This window comes from Azospirillum lipoferum 4B (genome assembly GCF_000283655.1).
Taxonomy (GTDB): Bacteria; Pseudomonadota; Alphaproteobacteria; order Azospirillales; family Azospirillaceae; genus Azospirillum; species Azospirillum lipoferum_C.
Window position 1 is genome coordinate 309,461 of record NC_016624.1, and the last position, 18,693, is coordinate 328,153.

The 18,693-nt window shown below is 69.9% G+C and carries 14 protein-coding genes; 5 read left to right on the forward strand and 9 right to left on the reverse strand.

The genetic code is table 11. From position 1 onward, the window contains the following. Positions 1-84: 84 nt before the first annotated feature. Positions 85-2,577 carry a glucose/quinate/shikimate family membrane-bound PQQ-dependent dehydrogenase gene (locus AZOLI_RS28455; protein ID WP_014250118.1) on the reverse strand — a complete coding sequence of 831 codons (2,493 nt, stop codon included), beginning with the start codon at positions 2,575-2,577 and terminating at the stop codon, positions 85-87. Positions 2,578-2,748: 171 nt separating this feature from the next. On the opposite strand from AZOLI_RS28455, the gene AZOLI_RS30755 reads away from it, so the two are divergent. After that, entirely contained in the window at positions 2,749-3,300 is a 552-nt protein-coding gene (locus AZOLI_RS30755; RefSeq protein WP_014250119.1) for a BON domain-containing protein, read from the forward strand. A 179-nt stretch (positions 3,301-3,479) separates the two neighbouring features. Then, positions 3,480-3,689 (forward strand): hypothetical protein, encoded by a 210-nt coding sequence (locus AZOLI_RS28465; protein ID WP_014250120.1) that lies wholly within the window; start codon positions 3,480-3,482, stop codon positions 3,687-3,689. 53 nt (positions 3,690-3,742) lie between these two features. Here the strand turns inward: AZOLI_RS28465 and AZOLI_RS28470 are convergent, their stop codons facing one another. Continuing rightward, positions 3,743-4,042: a hypothetical protein gene (locus tag AZOLI_RS28470; protein ID WP_014250121.1), complete on the reverse strand. Its 300-nt coding sequence runs from the start codon at positions 4,040-4,042 to the stop codon at positions 3,743-3,745. Positions 4,043-4,358: 316 nt separating this feature from the next. Between AZOLI_RS28470 and AZOLI_RS28475 the strand changes: the two genes are divergently transcribed. Continuing rightward, positions 4,359-5,621, forward strand: a complete 1,263-nt coding sequence (locus AZOLI_RS28475) for an allantoate amidohydrolase (RefSeq protein WP_014250122.1) — start codon at positions 4,359-4,361, stop codon at positions 5,619-5,621. A 13-nt stretch (positions 5,622-5,634) separates the two neighbouring features. Further along, positions 5,635-6,873, forward strand: coding sequence for an ArgE/DapE family deacylase (locus AZOLI_RS28480; protein ID WP_014250123.1), 1,239 nt, complete (start codon positions 5,635-5,637; stop codon positions 6,871-6,873). 11 nt (positions 6,874-6,884) lie between these two features. On the opposite strand, the gene AZOLI_RS28485 is transcribed toward AZOLI_RS28480, so the two are convergent. Genes AZOLI_RS28485 through AZOLI_RS28510 form a run of 6 tightly spaced genes read right to left on the reverse strand, consistent with a single transcriptional unit; the run spans position 6,885 to position 14,473 of the window. Beyond that, entirely contained in the window at positions 6,885-8,660 is a 1,776-nt protein-coding gene (locus AZOLI_RS28485; protein WP_014250124.1) for an alpha/beta fold hydrolase, read from the reverse strand. Then, positions 8,657-11,137, reverse strand: a complete 2,481-nt coding sequence (locus AZOLI_RS28490) for a glycoside hydrolase family 2 protein (protein WP_014250125.1) — start codon at positions 11,135-11,137, stop codon at positions 8,657-8,659. The genes AZOLI_RS28485 and AZOLI_RS28490 overlap by 4 nt, the downstream gene beginning before the upstream one ends. Before the next feature lie 6 nt (positions 11,138-11,143). Then, positions 11,144-12,091: a DUF1839 family protein gene (locus AZOLI_RS28495; protein WP_014250126.1), complete on the reverse strand. Its 948-nt coding sequence runs from the start codon at positions 12,089-12,091 to the stop codon at positions 11,144-11,146. Positions 12,092-12,099: 8 nt separating this feature from the next. Beyond that, a complete protein-coding gene (locus tag AZOLI_RS28500; protein WP_014250127.1) occupies positions 12,100-13,026 on the reverse strand; it encodes an amino acid--[acyl-carrier-protein] ligase in 927 nt (308 codons plus the stop codon). Further along, on the reverse strand, positions 13,023-14,228 hold the full coding sequence (locus AZOLI_RS28505; RefSeq protein WP_014250128.1) for an acyl-CoA dehydrogenase family protein: 1,206 nt from the start codon (positions 14,226-14,228) through the stop codon (positions 13,023-13,025). Before AZOLI_RS28505 ends, AZOLI_RS28500 begins: the two co-directional genes overlap by 4 nt. Then, positions 14,225-14,473 carry an acyl carrier protein gene (locus tag AZOLI_RS28510; protein WP_044553540.1) on the reverse strand — a complete coding sequence of 83 codons (249 nt, stop codon included), beginning with the start codon at positions 14,471-14,473 and terminating at the stop codon, positions 14,225-14,227. Before AZOLI_RS28510 ends, AZOLI_RS28505 begins: the two co-directional genes overlap by 4 nt. A gap of 677 nt (positions 14,474-15,150) precedes the next feature. Between AZOLI_RS28510 and AZOLI_RS28515 the strand changes: the two genes are divergently transcribed. Further along, complete coding sequence (locus AZOLI_RS28515; RefSeq protein WP_162488499.1) at positions 15,151-17,829, forward strand: methyl-accepting chemotaxis protein; 2,679 nt, start codon at positions 15,151-15,153, stop codon at positions 17,827-17,829. 45 nt (positions 17,830-17,874) lie between these two features. Here AZOLI_RS28515 and AZOLI_RS28520 read toward each other — a convergent pair whose 3' ends face one another. Then, positions 17,875-18,588, reverse strand: coding sequence for a Crp/Fnr family transcriptional regulator (locus AZOLI_RS28520; RefSeq protein ID WP_014250131.1), 714 nt, complete (start codon positions 18,586-18,588; stop codon positions 17,875-17,877). Between the last annotated feature and the right edge of the window lie 105 nt (positions 18,589-18,693).

An 18,693-nucleotide genomic window follows, 5' to 3' on the forward strand; every position in this document is an offset into this window, starting at 1 on the left:
AGTTGAGCGCCGGAGCGGCGGAGTTCCCTCTCCCTCGAAGAGGGGGAGGGTTGGGGAGGGGGCAACAGCACCTTCCCTAACCCCTCACCTCGGCACCGCATAAGCGATCACCGAATCGCCCCCCTTGGTCCCCAGCGAGCCATGCCCGCCGGCGACCACCAGCACATATTGCCGGCCGTCCTCGCCCTGGTAGGTCATCGGCGTCGCCTGACCGCCGGCGGGCAGCCGGCTTTCCCACAGCTGCCTGCCGTTGGACACGTCATAGGCCCGCACATAATAGTCGATGGTGCCGGACAGGAAGGCCACGCCGCCCGCCGTCATGATCGGGCCGCCCAGATTGGGCACACCCATGTGGAAGGGCAGAGGGATCGGCGAGGCGTCGCGGGTGGTGCCGTTCTTGTGCTTCCACACGATCTCGCCGGTCGTCAGATCGGCCGCGGCGACATAGCCCCAGGGCGGTTCCTGGCAGGGCAGTCCCAGCACCGACACGAAGGGGCCGAGCTTCACCGCATAGGGTGCGCCGAAATTCTCGTTCAGGGCCGGCAGGCTGAATTCCGGCCGCTCCCCGCCCTGGACATACAGATCCGTGTCGTTCTGGCGCGGCACCATCTGCGAGACGAAGGCGAGATAGGCCGGCGTGGTGAAGGCGATCTGGCGCTGCGGATCCACCGCGACGCCGCCCCAGTTGAAGACGCCGAAATTGCCGGGATAGACCAGCGACCCCTGCAGCGACGGCGGCGTATAGCGCCCCTCGTACCGCAGCCGCTTCAAGGCGATGCGGCAGGCGAGCTGGTCGAACATCGTCGCCCCCCACATGTCCGCTCCGCCCAGCGGCGGCGGGTCGAAGGACAGGGCTGAAACCGGCTGGGTCGGGGCGGTGTGGTCGCCCTCCACGGCACCCTGCGGCGCCGGCTTTTCGGTCACCGGCAACACCGGCTGGCCGGTGCGGCGGTCGAGCACGAACAGCTCGCCCTGCTTGGTCGGCTGGACCAGGGCCGGCACGGTCTGTCCGTCGATCGTCAGGTCGATCAGGCTGGGCTGGGCGGGCACGTCATAGTCCCACAGATCGTGATGCACGGTCTGGAAGACCCAGCGCACCTGCCCCGTCGCCAGATCGAGCGCCACGACGGAGGAGGAGAATCGCTCCACCTCCGGGCTGCGGTTGCCGCCGAACTGGTCGGGCGGCTGGTTGCCCAGCGGCACATAGACCATGCCCAGCGCCTCGTCCACGCTGGAGATCGACCAGCTGTTGGGCGAATTGGCGGTGTAGGTCTGCCCCTCCGCAATCGGGGCGGTCCGGTCGGGCCTGGCCGAATCCCAGTTCCACACCAGATGGCCGTCATTCACGTCGAAGGCACGGATGACGCCCGACTGCTCCTTGGTCGAGACATTGTCCAGCACCGTGCCGCCGACGATGATCAGATCGGCCGTCACCACCGGCGGCGAGGTCGAGTAATAGGCACCGGGCTTCACATTCGGCATGTTGGCCCACAGGTTGATCTCACCGTTCTGCCCGAAGCCGCTGCAGACCGACCCGTCCTCCGGGTTCAGCGCCACCAGACGGCCGTCGGCGGTCGGCATGAACAGCTTAGACGCGCAGTTGCCAGCGCCAACCGGCGTGGTGCCCGTGGCAGGGCTGGCAGGCTCGGTCTGCGGCGCCGCCGGACCGGGCGACGCGGCGACCGAGCGCGAGGCCGGATGGTAGGACAGGCCGCGGCAGGTCAGATGCTGCAGCGCAAGGTTGCGCGGATTGATCTCCAGATCACGGCGCCAGACCTCCTTGCCCGTGGTTGCGTCCAGCGCGATGACGAGCTGGTGCGGGGAGCACAGGAACAGGCGGTTGCCGATCTTCAGCGGCGTCACCTCGAAGGTGGTTTCCTTCGGATCGCCGGGCCGGCCGCGATGGTCGCCGGTGTGATAGGTCCAGGCGACCTCCAGCCTGTCGGCATTCTCCGGGGTGATGCCGGTCAGCGGCGAATAGCGCTGGCCGTAGCCGGTGCGGCCATAGGCATGCCATTCCCCGTCCGGAATCGTCGGGCCGGAGCCGTCACCCGGAGTTCCGGCCGATGCGGTCTGCTGCCGCGCCGGAACGGTTCCGTCGATGCGGTGCGGGTCGGTGAACCAGGATGCGACGGCCACCACCAGAACGATCGCCAGCGAGGCGGTCAGCGGAATGCCGGCGCCGCGGAAGGCTCCCACCGGGTAGGCGCCGGGTGCCGGCACACCGGCCATCGGCTGCCGTTCGCCCAGGCGGCGGGTGATCCAGGGCATCAGCAGCAGGAACCCGACCACCGCGATGATGTCGCCGCGCGCCGCCAGCGGCCACCAGTCCAGCCCCGCTTCCCACAAGGCCCAGACCAGCGTGCCGATCACCAGCAGCGCGTAGACCGTCAACGCCGCGGGCGACCGCTTCACCAGCAGAAGGGCGGTGGCCAGGAACAGGATGCCCGCGACGGCATAGTACCAGGACCCACCCAGCAAGATCAGCCAAAGGCCACCGAACAGCGACCCCAGTCCCAATATTGCCAGCAGAATTGTCATCGCCCACAGGGCGACGCTTCGCTCGGATTTTTTCATGGCACGTCCTCAACCAAACCCGTTTCCGTTTCCAACGAACGGGGACGGGGTTGGTTGCGGAGCTCTTGAGCGATGGACGCCTTTCGCTGCGCATCGCTGCCCATCCGGCGAAGCTTCGGAACGCGGACCGCGCCACTTTTGTTGAACGGCGGAAGATACCGGAGTTTTTAGATGGAGGCCGCCATGCGCATGCACCGCCATCCCTGGAGCGAGGAGTTCGCCAAGATGAGCCCGGAGGCGCGTTACCGCGGCGTCGGCCCGCGCAATTACCGCCGCTCCGACGAACGCATCCTGGAAGACATCAACGAGCGCCTGACCGACGATCACCACATCGACGCCTCCGATGTCGGGGTGACGGTGGAAGGCGGTGAGGTGACGCTGTCCGGCACCGTCGCCGACCGCGCCGCCCGCCGCCGGGCGGAAGACATCGCGGAAAGCGTGTCGGGCGTCGGCCATGTGCAGAACGACCTGCGCGTCGCCGGCCGGACCGCGACGGATCGGAACGCGGCCGTCGGCGTCGGCGTCGGCGTCGGCGAGCGGGTGGAGCCGGCCGCCCCGCAGGGCGAGGGCAGCGTCACCGGCCCCGGCGCCCCGGCGCGGGACGCCATGGTGGCGGCGCTCGACAACAGTTCCATGGTGCTGGGCAAGCAGCCGCTGCCGGAGGACGACACCCAGCGCCGCAACGACGCCATGGCCGGCACCGCCGGACGGGACCGCCGCTGAGTCATGATCGGATCGGGGAGGGCGGTTCCGCCCCCCTGCACCGGATGCGCTGCTGCCCTGCGCGGGCATCCGGAGGACCTGAGAGGGTGCTTAACCCTCGGTTAACCGGCGGGGATCATTGTCCCGCGGCAAATCGAGTATCCCCTCTCAAGCCTTCCTGAAACAGAGCATCTGCCATCATGGGCAACAAGACCATCAAGCTTTCCGACAAGGGCGGTTACCGCGACGTCGCCCTGGAACAACTGCCGCGCAACGTCCGCGCCGCGGTGACCGACCTGTCGACCAAGAATCCGGTCGCCGACATCATCGTCGACCAGTCCGGCATGCTGTACCGCATCCACCTGTCGGCGCCGGCTAACATGTATGTGGATGTGCTGGCCGTCGCCTGAGGCGCCGCCGCAATCCAGTTTTTCGGCCAATCGGTCCGGAAGGGCGGTTGCAGCTATTGCAGCCGCCCTTCGTCGTTCCGGCCCTCCAGACGGGCCAGCGCCCGGTTCAGCAGCCGGGGCGGCAGCATGGCCACCGCACCGTCGCGCACCGCGCGCACATCCTCCGGATCGAGGCCGGTGACGGCGGCCAGCTGCCGGTCGTCCAGCCCGCGGTCTTCCGCCAGCAGCGTGATCCATCCCGCCAGGGTGCGGGCCTGGGCCAGCCCGGCCCGGTCGTTGAACCACAGGCCGCCGCCTGGGCGGCCAATCGGCGTTGCGTTTTCGAAAGGCATATCGGGATCGAACGACGTCATGGACGCACCTCCCCTCAGCAGTTTCTTTCGCAGTCGCAGCAAATGATACCGCTCTGCAGCGGATTTTGTTTCCCTACATTTATGAATTCTGCCGGTCACTTCCAGAGGGAGGTAGACAGTATTCGGCACTACCAACGCTCTTTTTCCTGTCTTTTTGCGCTGCGTCATGACCGGAAGGCGGTGGCGGGGCGCCTTTCCGGGATTCTTTGAAACTGTCTTCACGGGCCGGGGGCTAGGGCGGGGTGGCGGCTTCGGCGTATAACCGGTGCCATCGTCCCGAATCCTCGTCCCGAACCCTCTGAAGTCCGGAAACCCGATGCCCGTCTCCCCGTCCTCCCAGTCGCCGCTGTCCGGGCCGGCCCTTCTCGAGCGCATCGACGCGCTGGCGGCGATCAGCGCGGAGGAGGGGCGCCTGTCGCGCCTCTACCTGACGCCGGAACACCGCCGCGCCAACGACCTCGTCGCGCAGTGGATGCGCGCCGCCGGGATGGCCGTGCGGGAGGATGCCGTCGGCAACATCATCGGCCGCTACGAGGGCGACCGGCCGGGCCTGCCGGCGCTGCTGATCGGCTCACACCTCGACACCGTGCGCGATGCCGGGCGCTATGACGGCATGCTGGGCGTGCTGAGCGGCATCGCCGTGGTGGCGGACCTGAACGCCCGCGGCCGCCGCCTGCCCTTCGCCGTCGAGGTGATCGGCTTCGGCGACGAGGAGGGCACGCGCTTCCAGTCCACCCTGATCGGCAGCCGCGCCATCGCCGGCACCTTCGACCCGGCGGTGCTGGAGACTCGCGACGCCGCCGGCACGCGGCTGGCCGATGCGATGACCGCCTTCGGGCTCGATCCCGCCGCCTGGGCCACCGCCGCCTATGAGCCGCAAGCCGTCCTGGCCTATGTGGAACTGCACATCGAACAGGGGCCGGTGCTGGAGGCTCTGGGCCGGCCGGTCGGCGTCGTCACCGCCATTGCCGGCGCCACCCGGCTGGCGGTGACGGTGGAGGGGATGGCCGGCCATGCCGGCACCGTGCCGATGACCCTGCGCCGCGATGCGCTGGCGGCTTCGGCCGAGATGATCCTGGCGGTGGAACAGCTCTGCTCGGGACAGGAGCGGCTGGTCGGCACCGTCGGCCGGATCGAGGCGTCGCCCGGCGCCACCAACGTCATCCCCGGCAAGGTCCGCTTCACCATCGACCTGCGTGCCGACCGCGATCCGCTGCGGCTGGAGCGGGTCGGCGCCGTCCGCGCCCGGCTGGAGTCCATCGCCGATGCCCGCGGCGTCGCCATCGGCTTCGAAACCCTGCATGAAAGCCCGGCCGTCGCCTGCCATCCGGCCCTGATGGCGCAATTCGCCGCCGCAGCCACCGCCGAAGGGCTGGATGCGCCGGAGCTGCCGAGCGGCGCCGGCCACGACGCCATGGCGGTGGCGGCGCTGACCGACATCGCCATGCTGTTCGTGCGCTGCGAGCGCGGCATTTCGCACAACCCGGCCGAACGGATCACCGCCGCCGATGCCGAGGCGGGAGCCCGCGTGCTCGCCCGCTTCGTCGAAAACTTCCAGCCCGCAATCTCCCTTCCGTGACGGACCGCCTGCCATGACCGACCTGCCCCCCTCCCTCGCCGCCACTCTCGATGAGGCGGTGAATGCCCGCTTCGACGAGGAGGTCCGTTTCCTGGCGGAGCTGGTGAAAGTGCCGTCCGACAACCCGCCCGGCGACTGCGCCCCCCACGCCGTCCGCGCCGCAGACTTGCTGGAGGCGATGGGCTTCACGGTCGAACGCCATCCGGTGCCGGCCGATCTGGTGCGGGCCAACGGCATGATCAGCGCCACCAATCTGGTGATCCGCCACCGCTTCGGCGAAGGCCCGACCGTGGCCCTGAACGCCCATGGCGATGTGGTTCCGCCCGGCGAGGGCTGGTCGAGCGATCCCTATGGCGCAGAAATCCGTGACGGCGTGATGTATGGCCGCGGCGTGGCGGTGTCGAAGTCGGATTTCGCCACCTACGCCTTCGCGCTGCAGGCGCTGATGGCCTCGAAGGCCCCGCTGAAGGGGACGGTCGAACTGCACCTGACCTATGACGAGGAGGCCGGCGGCGAGATCGGGCCGAAATGGCTGCTCGACCAGGGCATTTCCAAGCCGGACTATGCGGTGTCGGCCAGCTTCGCCTATTCGGTGGTGACCGGCCACAACGGTTGCCTGCATCTGGAGGTGCAGGTCGACGGCAAGTCCGCCCATGCCGCCCGTCCCGACACCGGCCATGACGCGCTGGAGGCGGCGACCGGCATCCTGGCGGCTCTCTACGCCCACCGGCCGGAACTGGCGACGCGCCGCTCCAGCGTGACCGGCATCTCTCATCCGTCGCTGACCGTCGGGCTGATCCAGGGCGGCATCAACACCAACGTGGTGCCGGACCGCGTCACCTTCCGCCTCGACCGCCGCATGATCCCGGAGGAGAACCCGGCGGAGGTCGAGGCCGAACTGCGCGCCCTGATCGAGCAGGCCGCCGCAGGCCGCGAGGGCATCCGCGTCACCATCCGCCGCATCCTGCTGGCCCGGCCCTTCCGCTCGGTCGGCGACGCGCCGCGGCTGGCCGCGCTGTTCGCGGCCCATGCGCAGGAGGTGCTGGGCGTTCCGGTCGGCCAGAACGGCATCCCGCTCTACACCGACGCCCGCCATTATTCGGAGGCCGGCATCCCCACCATCCTCTACGGCGCCGGCCCGCGCGACCTGCTGGAAGCCAACGGCCACCGTGCCGACGAGAAGCTGGTGCTGGAGGATCTGCGCAAGGCGACCCAGGTGGTGGCGCGGTCGCTGGCGGAACTGCTGGGGTAAGCGCCGCCCTCCTACCCCACCCGCTCCCCCGACGGCAGCCCGAGGTCCCAATCGGCCAAGCCGGAGGCGGCCGGATCGGTGGCGGCGGTGTCCAGCGCGGCCAGATGGCGGTCGATCAGCACATTCAGCCGGTCGCGCGCCTCCCACACCGTCAGGCTGTGGTCGGCGCGGTCGAGATAGACCAGCTCGATGCCGGTCAGGCCGTCCAGCGCGCGTCCGCCTTCGCCCAGATGCAGATAGAACTCGGCCAAGGTCATGTCGCCACTGCTGTAGACCAGCAGAACCCGGCGCCCTTCCGCGGACAGGCGGCGGAACATGCGCAGCGCGTGGCGGGTCAGGCCGGTGCGGATCAGCACCTTGCGGACGAAGCGGCCGGCCAGCCGCTTGGTCAGCCCCATCACTCGGGCGCGGTTGCGGAAGCTGGCGCGCAGACGGGCCGGCTTCAGCGCCTCCAGCAGATATTCGGTGGTGGAGCGGAAGGCGACCGTCCGCATCAGCTCCGAGACGGCGGTGCCGTCGCCCAGCTCGAACCGTCCGGGATTGAGCGCGACCTGCCCGACCACCCGGTTGTCGCCCAAACCGGCATGCAGGGCGGGCGTCCCGCCGGCACACAGGCCGACGACGACGACCCGCGCGTGCCCCTGGGCTTCGAGCCAGTCCAGGGCCGCCCGCACGTCGCCGATGCCATCCCGGTGGTAGAGCAGGTTGTCGGCAACGCCCGGCCGGCCGGGGCTGTCGCCGATCCCGGCGGCGTCGATCCTGAGCGAGCAGTAGCCGCGCGCCGCCAGACGGCGGGCCTGCACCACGGTGGCGCGACCGGACCCGACATGGTGGGTGGCGCCGCTGTTCAGGAACAGGATGGCCGGCCGGCTGCCGGCCGGGTCGGCCAGGACCGGCGTGCAATAGATGCCGAACAGCTCCGGGCCCTTGCCGAAGAAGACCGGACGCTCCACCGCGGTCGTGGTCATCAGCCCGGCCGGGCGGTCCGGCGGCGGGGTCGCACCCGTGGCGACCGGCCCGGCGGCGATCCAGCGCAGGACCGGGTCGAACGCCGTGGCGGCCTGGGCGCGCTGCGGCTGCTGGACCATCTCCAACATGCCGCTGATGCCCATCGGCTCCGCCACCGCGCCCATCGCGCGCCAGCGGGCCGCCAGCTTCACCGGCGTCTTCGCATCCGGCCGGTCGGCGATCAGGATGCGTGGAGCCGGCAGCTTCGGCTGGTCGCAGGGGGCAAGGCCGCTCAGCGCCAGCGCGGTCTCCGGCGTCAGCGGCATGCCGATCACGTTCAGCCAGGACGCGCGCTCCGGCGGTTCCGGGTTGCAGACCGGGCGCAGCACCATGGTGGCCAGCGTCTGCAGTTCCCGCACCGCCTTGCGGCCGGAGGTGATCGGCGCCAGCAGCACCAGCGCATCCACCCCCTGCCCGTCCTCGGCCAATTCCAGCGCCGCCGCGGTGGCGAGAAGCGAGCCCAGGCGGAAGCCGACGAGAACCAGTTCGGTGACGCCGGTGTCCTCGCGCAGGCGGCGCACCGCCGCCTTGACGCCGTCCAGCCACGCACGCACCCGGTCCGGCTCGCTGTCGTCCCCGGCGGAATCGCCGGAACCCGGATAGTCGAACCGCAAGGTCGGCAGCCCGGCGGTGGCCAACCTCTCCGCGAAGGTCTTCCAGGCGCGGTGTGCGCAGAGTTCCTCATGCCCGTAGGGACCGCACAGCACCACCCCGCGCAGCCCCGGTGCCGGGTGCAGCCATCCGAAACACCCCTCGAACACCATCGGTGTCGGCTTCATGCGTCCCCCCTGTAACGGACGGGCGCCAGCGCGTTCAGCGCATGGACCTCGCCATCCGGCACCCCATCGCCCGCGCAGGTACGCGGCCGCAGGCGGACCACCCGTTCGGCGCCGGGGGACAGGTGGAACCAGGCATCCTCCGCCCGAAACCGCCCATCCTCCACATGAACCGAACAGGCAAGCCGCCGGGTGGCAAGCCGCAACGCCCAGCCGTCGCCCTGCCGCTCCACCGCCGCCGTCAGGCCGAGATCCGCGCGCGGCAGCGAGCGGCCCTTCGGAAAATAGTGAGATTCATCGATCGGTTCCGCGTCCCTTTCGGCCGGCAGCAATTGCGCCGACACCACATCGTGTGGGATCGGTCCAAACCTGTAGGTGTACGTCGTGTCAAAAAAGCGGTCGGTCATCGCCGCGGCGGGGAGCATAACCGCCGCCCGCGCCGGCAGGATCACCGGCCGCTCCGCCTTCAGCACCGGAACCGTCCCGTCGCGCCAGGCCGTCAACCGCAGCAGCGCCTCCACCGGCCGGGCGGTGTCGTTGACCAGATGCACGGCCAGACCGTTCACCCCCTCGTCGGCCAGGATGACGCGCAGCGGACGGAAGGCACGTTTCAGCGCATGCCAGGCCGGCTTCGGCGTACCGTCGGCGGCGACCACGCCCCAGCCGGCCCCCGGCCAGGGGTCGCGCCATTGCCAGACCAGCCCGCCGGCGCAGCCGGACCCGGCGCGCCGCCATTCGTCGAACACCGCCTGCATCACCTCCCCCGTCACCGCGCGGGACAGGCGGCGGTAGCGGTCGGGGTCTTCATGGCGCAGGCGGCGCGGATCGACGCCGTAGAGCGCCTCCAGGTAATGCTCCCGCACATCCTCGAAATCCCAGGAGGCGCCGGGATCGCGCGGAACCCGCTCCTTCCAGCGGGGATGATGGAGCGCCGGGACACCGAGCGGGTCGTCCTCCGGCAGGTTCGAGAAGGCGAGGCATTCGGCGGCAAAGCGCACGTCGGCCCGCCGGGCATCCTCTAGCGGTCTCATATAAGCGCCGACGCCGTAGTAATGGGTCACCCCGGCATTGGCGGCGAAGGGCAACGGCCCGCCGCTGGGGGAGTTCGCGATCTGGATCAGGTCGGGCCGCCGCGCCGTCGCCTCTTCCGCAATCGCTCCCGCCAGTGCTTCTTGCGTCCAGACGGCGCGGGGCAGGCCGAGCATGGCCGCCTGCTGCTCCATCTCGCTGCCGCCGCACAGCACCGCCAAGGAGGGCGAGGCCTGGGTGCGGTCGAGAAGCTGCGCGATCTCCGCCCGCACGCTCTCAAGAAAGGCCGGATCGCTGGGATAATCGAAATTGGCGAACATGGCGTCCTGCCAGACCAGGATGCCCAGCTCGTCGCACAGCTCGAAGAAGGCGTCGCCCTCATACAGCATGGTGCCGCCGACGCGGACCATGTTGGCGCCGGCATCGCGCATCCGCCGCAACTCGGGCTCGTAGACGGCGCGCTCCGCCGATAGGCCGACCGGATCGACCGGCACCCAGCAGCCGCCGCGGCAGAACACCCGCTCGCCATTCACCAGCAGGGCCAAGCCATTGCCGTCCGCTCCCCGGTCCACCGCCAGGGAGCGGAAGCCGACGCGGCCCAGATCGACCTCCACCTTGCCCCCCGGCGTGGCGATCCGCGCGACCACGCCATGCAGCACCGGCTCGCCATGGGTGTGCGGCCACCAAGGCTCCACCTCCGGCAGAGTCATGTCAGCATGCAGCCCGTCGATGCCGTCGAAGCGGAGCGGCGCGACCTGCCCGGCCACCTCGACCGAACCGGTCATGTCGGACGACATACCGTCCACCGTCAGGCGGAGCGATAGCCACCCGTCGCGACCGTCAAAGCTGCTGCGCAGGTCGGCGCCCAGCACACGGACGGGAGCAGTCTCCTCAACCAATTCCACCGGGCGGTAGGGGCCGACCGCATGGACCGGCGGGCACCAGCCCGGCATATGGCCCAGCAAAGTGGTGCGGACGAAGCGCAGCGCCGCCGGTTCGGCCAGCTTCGGCCGCCAGCGGGCGCGGCCTTTTTTCGCCGCCAGCACCGGATGCAGGGCGTGGAAGCGGATGGACAGCTCCGCCTCCCCGTCCAGCATCACCGGCACCTCATGGGCGAGGAACATGCTGTCGGAGGTCAGGATGCGCTCCCCGTCCAGCCGCACCTCCGCGATGGTGGCGAGGCCGTGGAAGCGCAAGTTGCGCGGACCGTGGCCGGTCAGCCGGGTCCGGTAAACGATATCCTTGTCATGCAGCGGAAGCGGATCGTCCAGCGACCACAGCCCGGCCGCCTGCAGGGCCTGCGCCGCGGTTCCAGGCACTGCGGCGGCCACGGGGACAGCCACGGCGGCAGCCACGCCCTCCTCCGCGCCGCCGGGCGGCAGCAGGGTCAGGTCCCATCCCTCCGTCAGCGCGGTGATCCGCCGTCCCGTGACCGATCGGATGCGCGCCATCGCCGGTCACCCGCAATGCCGGGCCAGTGCGCCCAGGGCGGTGTCGTAGGCCCGCTCCATCCGGTCGAAGCCGTCGCTCAGGTCGGGCGCCTTGCGCCGGGCAACCGTCCGGGCCAGCTGGAACTGCATCGCCTTGGCGCCCTGGGAGATGATCCGGCAGGCCTCCTCCGCCTCCGCCGGCCCGTCGAGCCAGCGGACATGGGCGCCCAGCAGCTCGAAATTGGCGCCGAGCTGGCGCAGCAGGTTGAAGGCGTAGAGGTGGAAATACTCCATCGGCCGCGACAGCAGCCGCTCCAGATGCTCCGGGAAAGCGGCGCGGTAGGCCGCAATGGGGTTCTCCGCCGGCCGGCGGGCGAGGTGGCGGCGCAAAAGCGCCAGCGACGCGTCCCTCAGCGCCCGGCCTTCCAGCGCCGGCTGCGCCGGCTTGACGAACTCCACATAGGGAAACAGCGGCCCGGCCGCCGCGGTGGCGACCCCCTCGTAATCGGCCCCATCCAGCCGGTGGAAGCCGGCATTGTGGAAATAGTCCATGGTCCGCGCCGCCGGGTCGATGCGGACGATGCCGACCGTGGTCTTGACATGGGTGGTGCCATAGGAGGTGCCGCGGGTGTCCGGCAGGTGAAAGCCGTCGACCTCCACCAGCACCAGCCCGCCATCCGGATCGCGGTTCAGCTGCTCCGCGACATGGGTTTCGACGCTGTCGTAGATCGCCAGTTCCTGCACGCGCAGGCCGTACAGCGTTTCCAGATCCTCCAGCGGCACCTTGAAGAAGGTGAACTGGTCGCCCTCGAAATCCTGGGTGACGGTGAAGCCGAGCATCGCCAGCGGGTCGAGCCCGCGGGCATGCAGCGCCTCGATCCACAGATCGACGTAGCAGTTGGTCTCCAGCCAGATCCGCTCGCCCTGGTGCAGGGGATGGCGGTCGTGGCCGTCGGGCTGGTGCCGGGTCCACATGGCGCCCGTCAGCCCCACAGCACTTTGCGGACCGCCGCCGGCCAGCCGGCCGGGTCGAAGCCGTGGTGGCGGAACAGCGCCAGCGCCACCCGCTCCATCCCGAAGCCGACGCAAGCCGTGTGGGCGACGCCGCCGTCGGCGGTACGGATGTCCCAGATATGGCCGAAATGGTCCTGGTGATAGTTGAAGCTGAGGCAGGCGGTCGGCTGCTCCGTGCTGGTGACGGGGATCAGCAGCTCGAACTTCAGCTTCTGTTCGCGCTGGCTGCTCGACAGCATGGCGCCGGCCCGGCCGAAGAAGGGATCGTTGGCGACGTCGATGTCCAGCGGCATCTCCAGCGAGGCCATCATCCCGCGCCCGCGCTCCAGCCACAGCTCGCGGAACTCCACGACCTGCTCCGGCGTGCCGATGCGGATGTATTCGCGCATGCGGAACATCTGCATGCGGGCCGGGTCGATGGACGGTTCGTGCCGGAAGCAGTAGGAGAAGACGTCGATCAGTCTGCCGCCATCGGGCAGCGCGCCGCGCCGGGCGACGGTCGGATAGACCGGATAGCAGGCGGCCGGCGTCATCACCACGTCGGTCGCGACCTGATCCTCGGTCCAGTCCTGCCCCTCCTCCAGCCGGCGCAGCAGGGTGCGGTGCGCCTTCTCGTCGCCGCCGAAGCTGTGGATGGTGCCGGCCAGATGGGGGAAGCTCTTCAGATAGTCGCTTTCCTCGAAGTATTGGCGGTTCAGGGCCGGCGGGAAGCGCATCGCCTCCGCCCCGTCGGCACCGCCCCAGCGGGTGACCAGCGCGTCGAAGCGCTCCACCACCTCCTCGAAAACGCCGCTGCGGCCATAGAGGCCGTCCACGCCGGTGGGGATCAGCAGTCCGGCCGCCACCAGCTCGTCGCGATAGGCCGCCTGGGCCGCCCGGATGTCGACCATGTTCATTCGAATGGCCCCGACCCGTCCCGCTGGACGAGAAGCTGCGTGGCGATGTGCGACATGATGCGGTCGTTGCCGATCATGAGGGCGGCGGAGTGGGCATCGCGCAGGTGGCGGCCCAGGCTGTAGGGCGTGTCGTTGCGGTAGCCGGCCAGCCCGCAGGTGCGGATCGCCGCCTCCACCACCTCGCGCACCAGCTCCGACGTGGTGACCTTCAGCGTGGCCATCGCCGTGGCGAAGGACAGGCTGGTCAGCAGCTCCGGCGAGCCGCAGGCCAGCTCATACTGGCGGATGGCGGTCAGGATGACCGTCTTCATCTGCTGCAGCTTCGCCGTCGCCTCGGCCAGCCGCACGGCGCAGGCCGGGGTGGTGCCGGGCTTGCGCCTGGCCTCCGACCGGACGAAGGCGCGGGCGCGGCTGACCGCGTCGGCGGCGATGCCGAGCCAGGTGCTGCTCCACAGGATATGGGTGACCGGCAGCATGGTCCGGGCCGACAAATCGGCGTAGGGCAGCGGCAGGATCTGGTCGGTAACGCCCGCCGCCTCCAGCCGGTAGCCGTCGGAACAGGTGCCGCGCATCCCCATCGCGTCCCAGAGCAAGGTCTTCTCCAGCCGGTAATCGTCGCGGGTCAGCACCACCAGCACCTGATCCGACGATGGCGCGTCGGGATTGCGCCGGGCGGTGACCAGGATCACGTCCGACTGGTCGCCGTAGGAGATGACCGAGGCGTTCTTCGCCAGGGTGAAACGGCCCTCCCCGGCTTCCCGATCCGCCTCGACGGCGCAGACGCTGTTGCGGATGTCGCCGCCGGTCTCGGCCTCCGTCGTGGCGGAGCCGAGAAGCAGCTGTTCGGCCGCCATGCGCGCCATCAGCTCGCGGTGCCAGCCGTTGCTGCCCTCATTACTGCCGTGATTGACCAGACAGGCGACCTGGATCTGGTGCATGGCATAGATCATCCCGGTGGCGGCACAGCCGCGGGCCAGCGCATGGCAGGCCGCCGCCACCTCGAACAGCGAGGCGCCGCCGCCGCCGAGTTCCGCCGGCACCATGGCGCCCAGCAACCGGTCCCGGCGCAGGGCGTCGATGGCCTCGCCGGGGAAGCGGCTATCCCGGTCCACCGCGTCGGCGTGGGGTGCGGCGATGTCCGCCCCGATGGCGCGCGCGCGGGCCGAGAGGCTCGGAGCCGCGCCGGCCGGGGTGGCGTTCACGCCTCGCCCCCATCGATCAGGCCGCGCACCGCGTCGCGGATCGCCGCGATGCTCTCGAAGGTGCGGCGGTTCAGCAGCTTTTCCGGAAACTCGACGTCGAACTGCTCCTCCAGCCCCAGCATCAGGCCGACACAACCATGAGAGGTGAGGCCGGCGGCATAGAGATCGTCATCGACGGCGAGCCTGCCGGCATCGACCGCCAGTCCGCCGCATTCGGCCAGGACCGAACGGATGCCGGCGATCATCCCGTCATCGGCACCGCCACCGGCGGCGGGGGGTAGCCCGGCACTCCCGGCCGCTTGGAACGACGGGTTGGGGAAAGGCGGGCTGGCGTCCTGCGGCATTCTTTAAATCCCTCGGAAACTTGCTGATCCCAAGCTAGCCACGCCATCCCGGTGCTTCCACTCGGCATCGGTATGGCCGCCGGGCTATCCAAGTGATCGCTTTTTCTCCGGTGGGGGTAAGCACAGGGATAGCGTTGGTCGAAGGCCCGAACGCCTTTGGTGTTGCCAGTTCGGACCATGACCCAGCGGCCTAGGCCTGGACTTGGCCGCTGCGGGTCTTGTGCGGCCGCGACCACCCCGATGCGGGCCGACGAGTCCGAATGGATAATCGGCCCGCCGACAATATACTTTCTCGCACACGAAATTTATCCACCTCTAGAGCCTATCGCTTCCATATACCGGAATGAACTGTAATCTCTTTTCCTTTCAGCGGAAATTATGTTGACGGGAAATCGCCCGGTCGAAAACCATGCAAGAGCCGGTGTGACCGATCGCCGCAAGAACCTTTCGGAACTTGCAGAACCGAGATTGCAGACAATGCAGACTTGCGGCCGATGGGGGCCGCCGGCGCCCGGGTGGAGCGCAGCCGCCGCCTCCGGGTGACCGCGATCACACCCGCCCCGAGGGGACCCGACGCCATGCCCACCGCCGCTCCTGCCCTCCCGCAGCATGTTCCCGGCCCGTCCGGCAGCAATCCAACCCCGGGCAACCGGCGCCGTCTGGGCGTTCGGGCCAAGCTGCTGCTGGCCTTTGCCGCCATGGCGGCGATGACGGTGGCGGCCAGCGCCGTCGGGCTGATGTCCTTTTCCGCCGTCGAGCGGCCGATGGCGCAGATCACCCATACCAGCCTGCCGGAGATGGAACTGGCGACCCGGCTGGCCGGCGAGAGCAGCCGCATCGCCACCGCCGCCCCGGCCCTGGACGGCGCCGACAGCCAGGAGGAGCGCGAGCGCATCCAGGCCGAGGCGCGCGAACGCTCCCGCGCCTTCCTGGCGCTGGTCGACGAACTGGCCGCCCGCCGTCCGCAGGATCCGCTGCTGTCGGAGGTGCGGGACACCGGAAACGCGCTGATCGCCACGCTGGACCGCGTCAACGACGGGGTCGCCGCCCGCCTGTCCCTGCGCGACCGGCGCGAGGCGGCGTCGGCGCGTCTGGCCCAGGCCTATGACGGCTTCATCAAGACGCTGGCGCCGCTGGTGGAGGGTGCCGGACAGTCCCTGCAGGACAAGGGCATGGCGCTGGATGGCGGAACCGACAGCGACATGGGGGCGCTGTCGGATGCGGTGCGGTCGATGATCGTACTCTACGACCTGCGCGGCGGCATCGCCGCTGCGCTCGACGCCATGAACCGCTCCGGCACCGCGCCGGACGCCAAGACCATCGGCGAGTTGCAGCAGGCCTATCTGGAAGCCTCCTCCCAGGTGACGGGCACGCTCGGCATGCTGGGCGACCGGCTGCCGGCCGACATGGCGGGGAAGATCGACACGCTGTTCCTCTTCGGATACGGCAAGGACAATGTCTTCGAACTGCGCCGGGCGGCGCTGGACGGTACCGAGAACAGCGGCGGGGCGGTCGACCGGCGGCTGGCGGAAAGGCTGGGCGCGGCACGGGCGCAGGCGGCCGGCTTGCTCGACGGGCTGAAGGCGCCGCTGCGCAAGGTGCAGAGCGACATCAAGCGCACCAGCTTCGACGTCCGCTCCCGCATCCAGGAGTCGACCCAGGACCTGCTGGGCCCCGGCCTGGACCGCTTCCGCACCCATCTGGAACTGTCGACCCACGGCACCGCCCTGGCCGGCGCGCTGAACGAAGCGGCGCAGGCCGCCGACGCCGCCCGGCTGGCTCTGCTGGAAAAGCGCTTCATCACCGAGGCCATCGCGCTCGACCAGCGCATCGTCAAGCTGGCCGACACCGAAATGGGCAACGCGGACAAGGCCGAAGGTGCCGAGGATGCCGCCGGCAACGCGGTCATCGCCGCCCTGGCCAAGGCGCTGGCCGCCTTCGGCCGGGGGGAGGACGGCATCGTCGCCCTGCGCCGCGCCGAATTGGCGGCAACTGCCGACACCGACCGGGTGCTGGCGGAAAACCGGCTGCTGGCGCAGAGCTTCGCCGCCACCGTCGACCGCAAGATCGCCGCAATGCGGGACGAAGCCAAGACCGCCATCGCCGGTACCGACGGCACCATCGCCGCCGGCCGCCAAATGCTGATCCTGTTCGCCGTCGGCAGTCTGGTCGGCGCGGTGGCGCTGGCCTGGCTGGTGGTGGGGCGCCACATCGTCGCCCGGCTCAGCGCACTGTCGGACGCTATGCGCGCCATCGCGGCCGGCGACCTGAACGCCTCCATCCCCGCCGCAGGATCCGACGAGATCGGCGACATGACCCGTGCGCTGACCATCTTCCGCGATACCGCCAATGCCGCCCGCGAGGCCAATGCCCGCGCCGAGGCCGAGCGCGGCCGTGCCGCCGGCGAGCGCCGCCGGGCGATGATCGAAATGGCGGAGAATTTCGAGACCAGCGTCCGCAGCGTACTGGACCGCGTGGCCCAGGCTGCCGGCGAGATGCAGGACATGGCCGAACGCATGACCCGCAGCGCCGACCTGACCGCCGGGGAGGCGACGACCGCCGCCGGCAGTTCCCAGCAGGCCGAAGGCAACGTCAAGGCGGTCGCCGCCGCGACGGAGGAGCTGTCGGCCTCCATCCAGGAGATCGGCAGTCAGGTCCACGCCTCCAGCCAGATCGCCCGCAAGGCGGCGGAAGAGGCAGAGCGGACCGACCGCACTGTGGAGGGGCTGGCCCAGACCGCCGGCCGCATCGGCGAGGTGGTCGGGCTGATCCAGTCCATCGCCGGCCAGACCAACCTGCTGGCGCTCAACGCCACCATCGAAGCGGCGCGCGCCGGGGAGGCCGGCAAGGGCTTCGCCGTCGTGGCGAGCGAGGTGAAGGGGCTCGCCACCCAGACCGCGAAGGCGACGGAGGAGATCTCCGCCCAGATCGCCGCCATGCAGTCGGTGACGCAGGAGGCGGTGGACGCCATCCGCTCCATCGCCGGCACCATCCGCGAGGTGAACGAGATCGCCGCCACCATCGCCGCCGCGGTGGAACAGCAGAGTGCCGCCACCCGCGAGATCGCCCGCAATGTCGGCGAAGCGGCGGACAGCACCCAGCATGTCCGCGGCAACATCGACTCCGTCGCCGACGCGGCACGGGAATCGGGGGAGTCCGCCAACCGCGTTCTGTCGGCCTCCTCCACCGTGCAGGACCAACTGCGGACCCTGTCCGGTCAGGTCGATGCGCTGGTGGAAGAGATGCGGGCGGCCTGACGCCGGTTCTGAAACAGAGGCCGGGGGGCGAGGGGCGAGGGCGGGCTACGGCCCGTCCGCCAGGTCCCGCAGGGCGTCTACGTTGCAGTGGAAACGGTTGGGCCGCATCTCGTTCAGCAGGCCCTGCCGCTTCAGTTCGGCGACGACGCGGCTGGCGGTCTCGGTGGTGATGCCCAGCACGGCGCCGACATCCTCCCGCCCGAAGAAGTCGCATTCGCCGTGGTCGTCCACCAGGGTCAGGAACAGCCGGGCGACCCGCGCCCGCGCGCTGCCGGTGCCGAGTTCGACCAGGAAAGCGTCGGCGCGCTCCACCGCCTGATGCCAGCGCCGCATCAACTGCTGGTGCAGGTGCTGCGTCTCCTCCGACAGGCGCTGGATCACGGCACGGGGGATGCGGCAGGTCAGGACCGGATGAATGGCGATGGCGGTGTGGCGATAGGGTTCGCCCAGCGCCGCCTCCAGCCCGGCGGTGTCCCCGGTGCGTAAGAGCCGGACGATGCGCTGGCCGCCGTTGGGCAGATACTGCACCAGTTTCACCAGCCCGCCGCGCACGGTGAAGAGGGCCGTCGGCTCGTCCCCGACATGGTAGAGCGCCGCCCCCGGCGCCACCGTCATTTCGTCGATGGGCAGATGGATCAGGTTGAAATCGGATTCGGTCAGATCGGCGAACAGTGCCGATTCCCGGATGCCGCACCCCCTGCAGTTCGCCAGCCCCCGCCATGCCGCGTTGATGCTGGTCTTCTTCACGCTCATGTCCATGGTTTTGCGGGGCGACGATGCTGTGGATACGAACGGTGGTCGCCGGGCAGTGTGGCAGCTTTTTGGATGCGTTCCAAGGATGCGGCGATATTCGCCTTCTCCCGT